Origin of the sequence: Aquabacterium sp. (assembly GCF_036279655.1) — a bacterium.
Taxonomy (GTDB): Bacteria; Pseudomonadota; Gammaproteobacteria; order Burkholderiales; family Burkholderiaceae_C; genus Aquabacterium.
In genome coordinates this window covers 34248-48307 of the sequence record NZ_DASUIT010000070.1, presented here as the reverse complement: position 1 = coordinate 48307, position 14060 = coordinate 34248, and the positions used below count along the sequence as shown (strand labels likewise).

12 protein-coding genes are annotated in these 14060 nt (G+C 66.1%); 4 read left to right on the top strand and 8 right to left on the bottom strand.

All coding sequences use genetic code 11. The features are described 5' to 3' along the window. The coding region (locus VFW84_RS08355; protein ID WP_329679994.1) for a GGDEF domain-containing protein at positions 1–255 on the top strand (255 nt) is incomplete at its 5' end. Between the two features lies 1 nt (position 256). Here VFW84_RS08355 and rlmD read toward each other — a convergent pair. Genes rlmD through surE form a run of 4 tightly spaced genes read right to left on the bottom strand, consistent with a single transcriptional unit; the run spans position 257 to position 4345 of the window. Next, positions 257–1699 carry a 23S rRNA (uracil(1939)-C(5))-methyltransferase RlmD gene (gene rlmD, locus VFW84_RS08350; RefSeq protein ID WP_329679993.1) on the bottom strand — a complete coding sequence of 481 codons (1443 nt, stop codon included), beginning with the start codon at positions 1697–1699 and terminating at the stop codon, positions 257–259. A 39-nt stretch (positions 1700–1738) separates the two neighbouring features. Continuing rightward, the gene (locus tag VFW84_RS08345) at positions 1739–2707 is read right to left on the bottom strand and encodes a peptidoglycan DD-metalloendopeptidase family protein (RefSeq protein WP_329679992.1); all 969 of its coding nucleotides are present in this window, start codon (positions 2705–2707) and stop codon (positions 1739–1741) included. 23 nt (positions 2708–2730) lie between these two features. Then, positions 2731–3582 carry a protein-L-isoaspartate O-methyltransferase gene (gene pcm, locus VFW84_RS08340; protein WP_329679991.1) on the bottom strand — a complete coding sequence of 284 codons (852 nt, stop codon included), beginning with the start codon at positions 3580–3582 and terminating at the stop codon, positions 2731–2733. Positions 3583–3595: 13 nt separating this feature from the next. Continuing rightward, on the bottom strand, positions 3596–4345 hold the full coding sequence (gene surE, locus VFW84_RS08335; protein ID WP_329679990.1) for a 5'/3'-nucleotidase SurE: 750 nt from the start codon (positions 4343–4345) through the stop codon (positions 3596–3598). Positions 4346–4560: 215 nt separating this feature from the next. Between surE and VFW84_RS08330 the strand changes: the two genes are divergently transcribed. Then, complete coding sequence (locus VFW84_RS08330) at positions 4561–5274, top strand: response regulator transcription factor (RefSeq protein ID WP_329679989.1); 714 nt, start codon at positions 4561–4563, stop codon at positions 5272–5274. 38 nt (positions 5275–5312) lie between these two features. Beyond that, a complete protein-coding gene (locus VFW84_RS08325; protein ID WP_329679988.1) occupies positions 5313–7556 on the top strand; it encodes a sensor histidine kinase in 2244 nt (747 codons plus the stop codon). A 2-nt stretch (positions 7557–7558) separates the two neighbouring features. Here VFW84_RS08325 and VFW84_RS08320 read toward each other — a convergent pair whose 3' ends face one another. Both VFW84_RS08320 and VFW84_RS08315 read right to left on the bottom strand, forming a co-directional pair. Next, complete coding sequence (locus VFW84_RS08320; protein WP_329679987.1) at positions 7559–9370, bottom strand: GspE/PulE family protein; 1812 nt, start codon at positions 9368–9370, stop codon at positions 7559–7561. Between the two features lie 25 nt (positions 9371–9395). Further along, a complete protein-coding gene (locus VFW84_RS08315) occupies positions 9396–10175 on the bottom strand; it encodes a spermidine synthase (RefSeq protein ID WP_329679986.1) in 780 nt (259 codons plus the stop codon). A gap of 47 nt (positions 10176–10222) precedes the next feature. On the opposite strand from VFW84_RS08315, the gene VFW84_RS08310 reads away from it, so the two are divergent. After that, positions 10223–10765 (top strand): DNA-deoxyinosine glycosylase, encoded by a 543-nt coding sequence (locus VFW84_RS08310; RefSeq protein WP_329679985.1) that lies wholly within the window; start codon positions 10223–10225, stop codon positions 10763–10765. A 4-nt stretch (positions 10766–10769) separates the two neighbouring features. Here the strand turns inward: VFW84_RS08310 and VFW84_RS08305 are convergent, their stop codons facing one another. After that, positions 10770–13133, bottom strand: a complete 2364-nt coding sequence (locus tag VFW84_RS08305; RefSeq protein ID WP_329679984.1) for an MASE3 domain-containing protein — start codon at positions 13131–13133, stop codon at positions 10770–10772. 18 nt (positions 13134–13151) lie between these two features. Beyond that, entirely contained in the window at positions 13152–14060 is a 909-nt protein-coding gene (locus VFW84_RS08300) for a TatD family hydrolase (protein WP_329679983.1), read from the bottom strand.

Sequence of the window (14060 nt, the reverse complement as noted above, 5' to 3'; positions counted from 1 at the left end):
ATCATGTTCACCGACAGCAATGACGAGGCGCCCATGCAAGTGCTCGAGCGGGTACGTCAGCACTTGAATGGCACACCGGTCTCCCACCTCCACGCCAAGCTGCGCATCACCTTTTCAGCCGGCCTGACGGCCTACCGCACGGGCGAAGACATCTACCAGGTCATCGAACGCGCCGATCAGGCGCTCTACGAGGCCAAGGCCGCGGGACGCAACTGCACCCGCCGCGCCGCGTCTCCTCCAGCTGCGGCAGCCTGACTCAGACGGACGGATCGTCGCGCTCGAACACCGCCATGCTTTCCACGTGTGCCGTGTGCGGGAACATGTTCACCGCACCGGCCGCCGTGCAGCGGTAGCCTCCCTGGTGCACCAGCAGGCCGGCATCACGTGCCAGCGTCGCCGGGCTGCAACTGACGTAGACGATGCGGCGCGGCAGAGTGAAGCCGGGTGTCAGGCTCGGATCCTGATGGATGTCTGCCACGGCCTTGGCCAGGGCAAAGGCTCCCTCGCGCGGCGGATCGACCAGCCACTTGTCGGCCTGGCCATAACTGGCCAGCTCCTGCGGCGTGATCTCGAACAGATTGCGGGCGACGAAACGGGTGCGCTCGGACAGTCCATTGGCGCGGGCATTCTCCCGCGAACGCGCCACCAGTTGCTCGCTGCCCTCGATGCCCAGCACCTCTCGGGCCTGGGTGGCCAGCGGCAGGGTGAAGTTGCCCAGACCGCAGAACCAGTCGATCACGCGCTCCTGAGGCTGCACGCCCAGCAGGCGCAGGGCACGACCCACCAGCACCTGGTTGATGTGGTGATTGACCTGCGTGAAGTCAGTCGGCTTGAAGGGCATGGTGATGCCGAACTCGGGCAAGGTGTAATCCAGCCCGGGCAGGGATTCGTCCAGCGGATGGACCGTCTCAGGGCCCTTGGGTTGCAACCACCATGACAGCGGGAAACGCCCCTCGCTCCAGGCGCTGTGCTCGGCGGCAAAGGCCCTCAGCAAGGCCTTGTCGCGCTCGCTGAGCGCCTCCAGGTGGCGCAGCACCAGCACGGTGATCTGGGTGCCCACGGCCACCTCGATCTGGGGCAGGCGGTCACGCTGGTCCATGCTGCCGATCAGCGCCCGCAAAGGGGTGAGCAAACGGGCGACATGGGGGGGCAGAATCTCGCAGTGCTGCATGTCGGCCACATAGCGCGACTTGCGCTCATGAAAGCCCACCAGCACGGTGCCCTTCTTGGCCACATAGCGCACCGACAGGCGAGCGCGGTAGCGGTAGCCCCAGGAGGGCCCTTCGATGGGGCGCAGCAGCCGTTCGGCCTTGACCTTGCCCAGGTGCCAGAGGTTGTCCTCCAGTGCCCGTTGTTTGACAGCCACCTGGGCGCTGGGATGGAAATGCTGCATCTTGCAGCCACCGCACAGCCCGAAATGAACACATTGAGGCACGACCCGCTGGGAGCTCTCGTTGCGACGCTCGGTCACATCGGCCTGCTCCCAGTTGTTCTTCTTGCGCGAGACGCTCACGCGCACTTCTTCACCCGGCAGGGCGCCATCGATGAAGACAACCTTGCCATCAGGGCGATGGGCCACCCCCTGGGCTTCGAGGTCAAGGGACTCCACCTTCAGCCACTGAAGGTGGGCAGGCACGGCGGCGGCTTCTGCCGCCTGGGGGTCAAGCGCCGCCTGGGGCGCAGCAGTCAGATCAGTCATCCCCCGATTGTCTCAGAGGGCGACGATCACACGACGGCCTCAGCGTGCCGGCAAGGATTTGGACGGGTCGATGGGCTTGCCCTGCTTGCGGATCTCGAAGTGCAACTGCACACGTTCCGCGTCGGTGTTGCCCATCTCGGCGATCTTCTGGCCCTTGCGCACGACCTGGTCTTCCTTGACCAGCAGAGACTGGTTGTGAGCATAGGCCGTGAGGTACTGGGCATTGTGCTTGACGATGACCAGATTGCCATAGCCACGCAAGCCGGAGCCGGCATAGACGACGCGGCCATCGGCGGCGGCCAGCACCGGGTCACCGGCCTTGCCTCCCAGCACCATGCCCTTGCGCTTGCCTTCTTCGAAACTGCCCAGGATCGGGCCCGAGGCGGGCCACTGCCAGGCAGGCTCATCCGCGTCCCGAGTGTCGGGCGTCGACGCCGCCGGTTCGCTGCCCGCAGGTGCGCTGGCCACAGCCGGGGCACCAGTCGCCGGTTTCGCGGCACTGGCGGGCACGGGCGTGCCGCCCGGGGCCGCCGGGGTCGTGGTGGTGGTGCTGGCGGTGGTCTGAGGCTTGCTGTCCAGGCTGCGGGACTCCACCTTGGGCGTCGTGATGGGCTTGGTGGCCGTCGCCGTGGTCTGTGCGCCTGAGGCCACCGCAGGGGCCGGGGCCGTGGAGGTGGAGGTCAGCTCGCCCGGGCGAGGTTCGACGCGCAGCACCTGACCGACTTCAATGAAGTTGGGATTGTCCAGATTGTTCCAGGCTGCCAGATCACGCCAGTTCTGGCCGCTCTCCAGCGCCACGCGGATCAGCGTGTCGCCCGGCTTGACGGTGTAGTAGCCCGGTTTGCCCGCGTTCTCGATCCCCGGCGGCAAGCGAGAGGAGCTCAGGCCGGTGCCCACACGGCCTCGGTCTTCGACCGGGGCCTTGTGAGTCGGAGAAGCGCAGCCCACCAGGGTGAGCACCACGGCCGCGGAGGCCAGCAACCGGAAGGTATTTCGCGTGTCGTACATGTTGGATAGCTCAGGCCGGAACGTCATGTCGTGCCTGATTTTAGAGGGACGAACAAGACCTGTCCCGCCACGGCCTGTTGCAATTGGCCATTGGGCAGTCGATCAATGATGGTGAGCACCTGGTGGCCGGTGCGGGGGTCTTCCATGGGAGCCACCAGACGCCCACCGGGCGCGAGCTGTTCGATCCAGGGTTGGGGCACCGCAGCGCCACCGGCGGCAGCGATGATGGTGTCATACGGGGCGTTGGGCGGGTGTCCGAGCATGCCATCGCCATACACCAGGCGGACATCCTGCCAGTGGGGCATGTCGCGACGCAGCCGATCCAGATTGGCGCGCGCCTTGAGGTGCAGATCCCGCAGCCGCTCGACCGACACCACGCGACGTGACAGCACCGACAGCAGGGCCGCCTGGTAGCCGCAACCCGTGCCGATGTCCAGACAATGCCCCAGGGGATGAACGGTCTCGGGCGTCAGCCCGGGGCGCACGCACAGCAGCTCGATCATCGAGCCGATGACCGAAGGCTTGGAGATGGTCTGTCCCAGACCGATGGGCAGACTGGTGTCCTCATAGGCCTGATTGACCAGGGCCGAGTCGACAAACCAGTGGCGTGGAATGGCGCTGAAAGCCTCCAGCAGGCGCTGATGCCGGATGCCATCGGCATACAGGCGCTCGACCATGCGCCGCTGCACCGCGCGGGAATCCATGCCCAGCCCTTGGGGCGTGCTCTGCTGGCGTCGATCACGCGCGGCGTGCTCCAGGGGCGCCTGCGGACGCAGCAACTCGCGCGGTGACGTGGGGCGCGCGGGTGTTGCCGCGACCTGATCGAGGCGCAGGGGGAAACGCCGAGGCTTGTTGCCCGATGGCGCGCTGCTCATGACCGAGCCCTCCTCATGCCCGGCCCGCCCAGTCGCGCCAGCGCGGCAGGCCGGCATGGTCCGTCATGTCGACCTGCAGCGGGGTGATGGACACCGCTCCGCTCCGGGTGACCTCGAAGTCGGTGCCCGCCCCTTCGTCACGGGCCTCACCGGCCGGACCGATCCAGTAGATGGGCTCGCCGCGCGGGTTGGTGGTGGCAATGGCCGGTCGGCTGGAGTGCCGGCGCCCCAGGCGGGTCACCACCCAGGGGGCCTGCTCGCACTCGGCCACCGAGGGAATGTTGACATTGAGCAGCCAGGGGGCAGGCCCCGGCGGTTGGGCCAGCACGTGTTCCACGATGCGACGGGCCACGCGCGCGGCAGCATCCAGATGCGCCCAGCCCTTGTCGACCTGAGAGAACGCGATGGCAGGCACACCGAACAGATAGCCCTCGGTGGCCGCGGCCACCGTGCCCGAGTACAAGGTATCGTCGCCCATGTTCGCGCCGTTGTTGATCCCCGACAGTACCAAGTCCGGCTTGGGAATCAAGCCCGAGGTCAGGGCCAGGTGCACGCTGTCGGAAGGGGTTCCGGTAACAAATCGAAACCCGTTGGTGGCCGTGTGCACCGTGAGGGGCTGATGCAACGTGAGAGCATTGGACGTCCCGCTCGCATTGCGTTCGGGGGCGAAGACGTCCACGGTGCCCAGGCCTTCACACGCCTGCACCAGGGCAGCGAGCCCCGGCGCCAGGTATCCATCGTCATTGGCGATCAAGATGCGCATGGCCCGATTGTAGGTGCGACACGGCTCCATCCCGACAACCTGATTCAGGACTGTCCGAACATCCCGCATCGCACCATAATGTCATTCCTACCCTGCAGGTCTTCTCATGGTTCAGGGAGCCCTTCCCGACAAGATGCGTCACTCAAGCATCGTTCGGGGACTTTGTGTGTTCAACCCAGGGGGTTGTACCTTCGACACCCCCTCGGGAGCATTTCATGGCCGTCAAAGTATTGATTCTTGAAGACAATCCCGTCGCACGGGGCTTTCTGTGCCGCGTGGTGCGAGAGAGCTTCAGCGACGTGAGCAGCATCACCGAAGCCGGTGATCTCGAAGCCGTCCGCCGCTTGCTGGGCCACAGTGCTGGCCAGCGCGCTCCGGTGACGGCCGACCCCTTCCAGCTCATCCTGGTGGATCTGGAGCTGCCCGACGGCAGTGGCCTGGAGTTGCTCTCCGAGTTGTCGGCCTATCCCGCCACCCGCATCGTCACGACGCTCTACTCCGATGACGAGCACCTCTTCCCGGCTCTGCAGCACGGCGCTGACGGCTACCTGCTCAAGGAAGACCGCTTCGAGGTGCTGGTGGAAGAGTTGCAGAAGATCGTGCGCGGCCAGCCTCCACTGTCGCCGGCCATCGCACGCCGCCTACTGACGCACTTCCGCTCCGGGGACGGTCAGCCCATGGGCAACCACCATGCTGCGCCCGCCGCGCCTGCGGCGCCCGCCGTCCCGATGGACCACGAGCGCCTGACGCCCCGTGAGAGCGAAGTGCTGACCTACCTCAGCAAGGGCTTCACGATCAAGGAGATCGCCAGCCTGATGGGCATCAAGTGGTTCACGGTCAACGACCACATCAAGTCCATCTACAAGAAGCTCAATGTGTCCAGCCGCGCTGAGGCGGCGGTGCTGGCCAGCAAGCAGGGGCTGGTGTGACGCCTGCTCAGGCAGGTGTCGGACGTCCGCCGCGCAGCATGCCAGGGACCCTGGATGAGGCACTGCAGGGCGACAACCCCCTGCCCCGCTGGATCGGCTGGCGTCTGCGGCTGCTGGTGGGCGTCATCCTCGGGGGGTGCCTGCTGGTGTTTCTGGTGGCGCAGTGGCTGAGCACCCAGCCCCGCTTGCCCGTGGGCCTGCGCGCCACGGCCGAAGGCCAGGTCAAGCTGGTGTCGGCCATCACGCCCCCGCTGCAACGCCTGGAAGGGCATGCGCTGGAAGGCCTGCGGATTGAGCAGATGGGCCCCCTGGGCGAAGTCAGCGTCGTCGAAGCGCCGGTGGACATCCTGGCGCTGCAGCGCAGCGCCCGCTGGATCATCGACCCTGCCGATCGCGAACGCTACACCACCTTGCACCGCAGCCTGGCGCGCCTGGCCGACAGCCTGCCCGCCCAAGGCGGCGTCGTTCTGCTGGAGCTGGAAGATGCCCCCGACGAGCCCGTGCTGGTCGCTCCTCGCGGCTGGGGCGGGCTGACCCCCCTGTTCTGGCTGCTCTCCCTGCTGGCCCTGGTGGTCTCGGGCGTGGGGGCGGTGGTGCTGCTGGCGGGCGTGCAGTGGCGCAATGCCGCCTTTGCCCTGATGGCGGTGACGCAGGGCGGCCACCTTCTCCTGATGGCCATGGAGTCCAATCTGGAGCTCTTCATGCCGCTGTGGTTCATCCACCTGGACACCACCTTGCGCACCGGCTTCGATGTGGCCTCGGCGGCCGCCATGATCCAGGTGGCCGTGCTGCACCCCCGCAAACATCCCTGGTGGCCATGGATCAGCGTGGCCGGCTGGAGCGCGGCCTTGCTGCTGGGGCTCAGCACCCCCTTGATCACCGACACCTGGCGCTGGTGGTGGATCCAGGGAGGCTGCACGGCCCTGGCGCTGGCTGCCATCGGGCTCATGGTCCTGACCTACCGCCAGGCCCCCCACCCCTTCAATTTGCTGCTGCGGCGCTTCACCTCCATTTCCCTGGGCACCTGGGTGGTGGTCTGCGCCGCCACGGCCTACCCCGACGGACGGGCCGACATGCTGCTCAACGTCACCACCTTCGGGGTGATGACCTGGCATGTGTTCTTTGCCTCGCAATTGCTGCTGGCGCCTTATCTGTCACGCTCCAAGCCCATCTTGCAGGAGTTCTCGCTGCTGGCCGCGTCCAGCACGGTGGCCGCCTCGCTGGACCTGCTCTTTGTGGCCGCGTTCTCGCTGGGCCAGTTCGCGTCGATGACGCTGTCGCTGTTCCTGTCCTTCGGGGTCTATCTGAGCCTGAGGCGCTGGGTGATGACCCGCGTGCTCAGCCGGGACCCCATCACCACCGAACGCCTGTTTGAGCGCCTCTACCGCATCGCGCGCGAACTGGAGCGCCGACCCGAGCGGCTGGACGATCTGATGGCCCGCCTGATGCGCGAGTTGTTCGACCCGCTCGACACCGCGCTGGTGAAGGGCGATGTCAGCAGCAGCACGCTGCGTGGCAATGGCGGCATCCTCATCGTGCCCCTGCCCCGGCTGTCCGGTGCGGATGGCAGCAACGCCAGAGTGTTCGTGCTCAAACATGCGGACAAGGGGCGGCGCTTGTTCACCTCCGAAGACGCCCGCCTGGCCGATCGCATCGTGGAGCAGTTGCACCGTGTGCTGACCTTCGACCGTGCGGTCGAGCAAGGCCGCAGCGAGGAGCGGCTGCGCATCGCCCAGGATCTGCACGATGACATCGGCGCACGCTTGCTGACCCTGATGTACCAGGCTCCCAACCCGGAGATCGAGGACTACATCCGGCACACCCTGCAAGACCTCAAGACCCTGACGCGCGGCCTGGCCGTGCAGAGCCACACCCTGATCGACGCGGCCAGCGAGTGGAAGCGCGATCTCAGCCACCGCCTGCATGCGGCGCGCTGCGAACTGGACTGGGTGCTGCGATGCTCACAGGACATGGAACTCAACGTCGTGCAGTGGTCGGCACTGACACGCATCCTGCGCGAGCTGGTCAACAACACCATCAGCCATGCCCGTGCCAACCGGGTGCGGATCGAGCTGTCGCTGGATGACGATCAACTGCACCTGGTGGTGACCGACAACGGTGTGGGTCGTGCCCCGGAAACCTGGTCCCACGGTCTGGGCCTGGGGGGCGTGCGCAAGCGGGTCAAGCAGCTCGGCGGCGCGGTGGCCTGGCGTGAGGTCGAGCCCAGGGGCATTTGTTGCGAGGTGCTGGTAGAGCACTTCTCGGCGCAGCCCAACAGCTGATCTCAGCCCTCCCACTGAGGCGTGTTGCGCAGCACCTCCTCCAGTGTGGTGACCCCCTCGGCCACCTTCATCATGCCCGCCAGACGCAGGGGCTTGAGGCCTTGCTGCACGGCATGCTGCCGCACCCGAGACAGGTCCACCACCGGCACGATGGCCTGGCGCACCGCCTCGCTCACCGACAGCAGTTCGTACAGGCCCACCCGACCCTTGAAGCCCGTCATGCGGCACTCCAGGCAGCCCACCGGCTTGTAGGCGCGTGGTGAGCCATTGAGCCGCCAGGGTTTGACCACATCGGCCAGGCTCTCGCTGGTCACCGACGGATCGGGCTGCTTGCACGCCGGGCACAAGGTGCGCACCAGGCGCTGGGCCAGCACACCGATCACGGTGGCGCTGATCAGGTAGGGCGGCACGCCGATGTCGGTCAGCCGGGTGATGGCCGACACCGCATCGTTGGTGTGCAGGGTCGAGAACACCAGATGCCCTGTGAGAGCCGACTGGATGGCCATGTCGGCGGTTTCCCGATCACGGATTTCACCCACCATGATGATGTCCGGATCCTGGCGCATCAGGGCACGCACGCCCTCAGCAAAGCCCAGATCGATGTTGGCTTGCACCTGCGTCTGGTTGAAGGCAGGCTCGATCATTTCGATCGGGTCCTCGACCGTGCAGACATTGACCTCTTCGGTGGCCAGGCGCTTGAGGGTCGAGTACAGGGTGGTCGTCTTGCCCGAGCCCGTGGGCCCGGTGACGAGGATGATGCCGTGCGAGCGCGCCGTGAGCTGCTCCCAGACCTGGGTCTCCTGGGGCCCGAAGCCCAGGGCATCGAAGGACTTGAGCGCATTGTCGGGATCGAAGATGCGCATGACCAGCTTTTCGCCAAAGGCCGTCGGCATGGTCGACAGACGCATTTCGACCTCTTCCCCGCCAGGGTTGCGGGTCTTGATGCGGCCATCCAGCGGGCGGCGTTTTTCCACGACGTCCATGCGGCCCAGCAGCTTGATGCGGGCGGTCATGGCCTGCATCACCGACAGGGGCACCTGGTAGACCATGTGCATGACGCCGTCGATGCGAAAGCGGATGGCGCCCATGTCGCGGCGCGGCTCCAGGTGGATGTCCGAGGCGCGCTGATCGAAGGCGTACTGCCACAGCCAGTCCACCACCTGGATGATGCCCTGGTCATTGGCATCGAGCTGCCGTGTGGTGCGCCCCAGCTCGACCAGTTGCTCGAAGTTGTGGGCCACACTGTCGCCCGACTTCTTGTTGGCATCACGCACCGACTTGGCCAGGGTGTAGAACTCGGTGCGATAGCGCTGCAGGTCCAAGGGGCTGGACACCACCAGGCGCACCGACTTGCGTGTGTGTGCCAGGATCTCGTCGACCCAGGCCACGTCCAAGGGCTCACAGGTGGCGATGGTGATCTCGCTCAGCCCCACCTGGATCGGCAAGGAGCGGCGGCGCTCGGCATAGGTGATCGACATGACATCGGCCACGCGGGAGACATCGACCTTGAGCGGGTCGATGCGCACATAGGGCATGCCGACACGCGAGGCGAGCCACTCCGTCAGCGGCTCCAGCTCCAGCAAGGAGCCCGTGTCCAGGCGTGTCAGGCTCAGGCCCGCGATGCGCACCAGCGGATGCTGGGCACTGTCTCCTGCCGCGAAGCGATGGGCCACCTTCTCGGCGTCCTTGAGCGCGATCACGCCATCCTCGGTCAGCCAGGTCACCAGCAGCTTCCAGTCCAGCGGCCCCTGGTGGGTCACAGGGCGGCGTGGCGCAGGGCTCTTGGGAGTGATCGAGGAGGTCGCGGCGCTCATGCAAAGGCTCCGTTAAGCAGGGGGGTCAGTCGGCCACGGCGGCCGGCGTGAAGGCCGACAGCAGCTTGACCCATTTTCGCGCGGGCAGCTCGAAACGGGCTTGTAAAGTTTCGGCACGTGCAGCCAGAACGTCACGCTCAGGCAGGTCAAAGCCCTTCCAGGCCAGCACGATGGTGTTGCCTTCGCGCGTGGGCTTGAGCATGGCCGTGCGCCCGGCGCCGAAGGCCGCGGCGATGCGGGCCGTGCTGCGCTCGAAGCTGGCCTCGCGGCCAAACAGGTTCACGCTCATCACGCCGCCGTCGTCAAGCACCTGCCAGCAGGCGCGGTAGAAATCTTCGTCGTCGAGGACCGGACTGGCCGCCTCATGGTCGTACAGATCCACGCTCAGGGCATCAAACTGGGCCACCTGTTCCGGATCATTCACGAAACGTGCGGCGTCGTCCTGACAGACCGTCAAGCGTTCGTCGTCTTCAGGCAGATGGAACCACACCCGGCACACCTGGATGACCTTGGGGTTGATCTCGACGGTGGTGGTCGGCACGCGCAGGACGCTGTGACAGTACTTGGTGATGGCGCCCGAGCCCAACCCCAGTTGCAGGGTGCGCGTGGACGCCCAGTCACGAGGGTCGCGCAGCAGCAACCAGGCCATCATGCGCTGGATGTAGTCCAGTTCGAGCTTGAGGGGTTTGCGGATGCGCATGGCGCCCTGAATCCAGGGGGTCTCCAGATGCAGGTAGCGCAGGCCACCTTCTTCGGAAATGGTGGCATCGGGCAGCTTGAGTTTCTTTTTGGCAGGGGCTTTCACGGCGGGAAGTGTGTCACAAAGGTGTCTGTACTGGGCACAATGGGGGCGTGAATCCAGCCACCCCTGCCCCGACGCTGCTGGGCCTGCCGCCCATCCTGGATGCCCGCACCCGCCTGCTGGTGCTGGGCAGCTTTCCGTCGATCGCCTCGCTGCAGGCACAGCAGTACTACGCCCACCCGCGCAATCAGTTCTGGCCCATCGTCTCGGCGCTGTGGGGCCTGACGGGTTCACAGTCGCTGCAGCATCGCCCTTACGCCGATCGGGTCGCCGCCGCCCTGAACCACGGACTGGGCATCTGGGATGTCTACGCCCGCTGTCGGCGCCAGGGCAGCCTGGACAGCGCCATCGAAGAGGCGGAACTCAATCCCTTGCATGAACTCCGGCAGCGTGCGCCCGGCTTGCGGGGCATCGCGCACAACGGCGGCGAATCGGCGCGTCACATCAAGATCACTCAGGCACTGGGTCTGCCTGTGCTGAAACTGCCTTCCACCAGCCCGGCCAATGCCTCGTGGTCCTTGGAGCGCAAACTCGCCGCGTGGGGGGAGGCCTTCGAGCGCTTCGGCCTGCTGCCCACCCCCATGGCTGAGTGAGCCCTCAGGCGGGGGATCGGTCCAGGGCCGCCAAGGCACCATCCAGATGCTGCAACAGGCCGTCGACGTCCAGTGGTTTGGGCCAGAAATCGGCAAATCCCTGCTCGCGCGCACGGGCCAGGGGGTCTCCCGACACATCGGCCGACATGGCGATGCAAGTCAGATGGCTCGCCTCGGGGATCTGACGGATGGCCGCAAGCACCTCGGCCCCGCTCATGTCAGGCAGATGCAGATCGATCAGGACCAGATCCGGATGCTGCGCCCTGACTTGAACCAGACCCTGCTGGCCCGAGTCGGCGATCACCAAGGTGAGCTCCGGCCTGAGGTCGAAAATGGCACGCAGAAGGGCCGCGTTCAAAGGGTTGTCTTCGATGCACAGCACCGTCGCACGGGTGAGAACCGCCACGGCAGGCGCTTCATCGCCAGGACCCGGTTCGACCTCCGTCGTGGCAGGAGTCTGCCCTGGCGCCGCCCGGGGCAGACGCAGGGTCACCACCGTGCCGGTGCCCGGCGTGCTGTCCACCTCGATCACACCGCCCATCGCTTCCACCAGCCGGCGCGAGATCACCAGCCCCAGACCCGTGCCCTCGATGCCGGCACGCTCGGCCCCCAGGCGGTTGAAGGGCTCGAACAGGCCCTTCAGTTGCTCGGCCGTCATGCCACAGCCCGTGTCCGCGATGATCAGTGCCAGCTCATCGCCCTGCAGCTCCGAGGTGACGGCCACCCGCCCCCCGCTGTGGTTGTACTTGATGGCATTGGACAGCACATTGATCAGGACCTGCTTGAGTCGCCTGGGATCGCCCAGGATCTCCCGCTGATCTCCCAGGGCCTTTTCGGCCAGGACCGCCACACCGCGCGCCTCGGCCTGCGGCAAGACCATGGGCAGGCTGTCGGCCAACCAGGTGCCCACGCGCACGGGCTCGACCACCACATCCGAATGACCCGATTCGATCCGGGTGAGATCGAGGATGTCATTGATCATCTCCAGCAGATGCTGGCCCGCACTGAGGATGTGCTCGACGTACAGCTTCTGTCCACCGGTCAAGCGTGCATTGCCGCTGTGCAGCAGCAACTGCCCAAAGCCGATGACGGCGTTGAGGGGCGTGCGCAACTCATGGCTCATGCGCGACAGGAACTCACTCTTGGCCCGGCTGGCCTGATTGGCGGCCTCCTGTGCCCGGATGGCGGCCTCGGCCTGTCTGCGCTCGGTCACATCGCGCGAGAGCACGATGAAACGGGTGTCAGCCTCCATCGCCGCCCCCTTGCGAGACACGGACAGCTCGAACCAGCGGCGTCCATGGGGCACGGGCAACTCCAGTTGCGTGCCCACCGATCGCCCCCGGACCAGGGCCTCCTGCAAGGCCGCCGTCACCGCACGGGCATCTTCGGGTGGCAAGACCTCGTGCACCGTCTTGCCCACCAGATCGCTTTGAGGTCGCACCAGCAGGTCCTGTTGCGGGGTATGAACCGCGTGATACCGCCCTTGCAGATCCATCTCCAGCATGACGTCGGGCACGGCGTCCAGCGTGGCCTTCAACTGATCCCGCATGGCCGCCATCTCACGATAGGGCTCCTCGATCACCTCCACAAAGACCGCACGGTACAGAAACAGGTAGGCGATCACCTTGTAGAGGTGCCCCATCAGGTTGTAGACATCGTGCACGCGGAGGTAGAGCGTGAAGAAGCATTCGCTCAGGGCCATGGCGCACACCGCGCCGAACAGGGCCGCTGCATTGAAGTCCTGGGGGCTTCTCATCCGCCACCACAGGATTCCCCCGGAGACGGCATAGAGCCCGATGATGAGGAACTCCGCCCGCACCTTGAAGGCAGTGAGCCCCACCCCAGGCACAAAGGTCGCCGGCATCCACTCGGGCCGATACAGGAAGACCCCATGCGCCAGTGCGACCACGGCCACCGCACCTGCCAGCCAGCCATAACGCTCCAGCGCTGACGACAGAGGGCGTGCCGGCGTCAGCACGGCCGTCAGCAAGCCCACGGCTGCCATCATGCGTGCCGCCAGCCAGAAATTGATGGCTTTCTGGGGGCTGCTGGGGGTCACGAAGGCCGGCATGCCCGCGTAGGACATGGCGTGCGAGAAATCCAGCGCAGCCACGCCCATGAAGGTGCAGGCCAGGATCACGGCATTGCCCGGCAAGGCCCGGCTGTAGGCGTTCCACCCGGAGGCAAACACCAGCACGGCCACCACGACGGCGAACATCTCCAGGATGGTGTGCGCCGGCAGGTAGCTCTCGACCTTGCCAAACCCCTCTCCCACAGGCAGGGCCCACGCCAGCAACAAGCCCAGAGCCATCAAGGCCAGCATGCCCATGGCCTGACGCAGTGAGCGCAGGTGGCTGTGATGCACCATCACGAGACTCCTATGGATTTATGGGTTCAATCCTGACATTCTGGCATGGTCATTGAAATACGCAAGCGCGCCCAGACGGGGCAATGCCTGTAGCGCATTCTCACCCGTACGCGTACAAGTTTCCAGCAAATTCCAGCCGCGCAAACTGGCGAGCGTGTCGGCAATGCGCGGCAACTCGGCGGGCTCATTGCGGCTGCGTGCGCCCTGCGCGCGGGCCGTGGCCCGTTGATACAACCAGTGCGGCGGGATGTCCGGCGCATCGGTCTCCAAAACGATGGCCTCGGCCGGCAAGGTGGCCGCCAAGCGCCGTATCTGCAGGGCGCGCTCAAACGTCATCGCCCCGCCGAAGCCCAGTTTGAAACCCAATGCCACAAAGGCCAGCGCCTGTTGCTCGCTGCCATTGAAGGCATGGGCAATGCCTCCAGGCACAGGCCGCCCCAAGGCCTGCTGCCTTCGCAAATGCTTGAGCAAGGCATCCGCGCTGCGACGCACGTGCAAGATGACGGGCAGACTGAACTCGGCGGCCAGGGCCAGTTGCCCGGCATAAAGGGCTTCCTGCTGCCGGCGGCTGTGCTCATCCTGCAACTCAGGCACAAAGTGATCCAGGCCGATCTCACCGACGGCCACCAGACGGGGATCATCCCGGTACTGCATCAAGGCCTGACGCAGCGCGTCGATGGCGCCCTCCCCCACCTCGTGAACGTACAGGGGGTGGCTGCCCAGGGCATAAGCACCACCACAGGCCTGCGCCGCCTGCCGAGCCCCTTCGAAGGTCTGCGGTGACACGGCGGGCACCACCATGAGCCCGACGCCCGCCTGACGGGCCCGCTCGATCACCTGTTCACGGTCCGCATCGAATTCCGGCGCATCGAGATGGCAATGGGTGTCGACCCATCCGATGGCAGCCAGGTCGGTGGCGGCAGACAT

Coding starts and splice junctions, on each gene's coding strand:
- rlmD (WP_329679993.1), bottom strand. CDS start 1,699: ATGACTGATCTGACTGCTGCGCCCCAGGCGGCGCTTGACCCCCAGGCG.
- VFW84_RS08345 (WP_329679992.1), bottom strand. CDS start 2,707: ATGTACGACACGCGAAATACCTTCCGGTTGCTGGCCTCCGCGGCCGTG.
- pcm (WP_329679991.1), bottom strand. CDS start 3,582: ATGAGCAGCGCGCCATCGGGCAACAAGCCTCGGCGTTTCCCCCTGCGC.
- surE (WP_329679990.1), bottom strand. CDS start 4,345: ATGCGCATCTTGATCGCCAATGACGATGGATACCTGGCGCCGGGGCTC.
- VFW84_RS08330 (WP_329679989.1), top strand. CDS start 4,561: ATGGCCGTCAAAGTATTGATTCTTGAAGACAATCCCGTCGCACGGGGC.
- VFW84_RS08325 (WP_329679988.1), top strand. CDS start 5,313: ATGCCAGGGACCCTGGATGAGGCACTGCAGGGCGACAACCCCCTGCCC.
- VFW84_RS08320 (WP_329679987.1), bottom strand. CDS start 9,370: ATGAGCGCCGCGACCTCCTCGATCACTCCCAAGAGCCCTGCGCCACGC.
- VFW84_RS08305 (WP_329679984.1), bottom strand. CDS start 13,133: ATGGTGCATCACAGCCACCTGCGCTCACTGCGTCAGGCCATGGGCATG.
- VFW84_RS08300 (WP_329679983.1), bottom strand. CDS start 14,060: ATGTCTGCCGCCACCGACCTGGCTGCCATCGGATGGGTCGACACCCAT.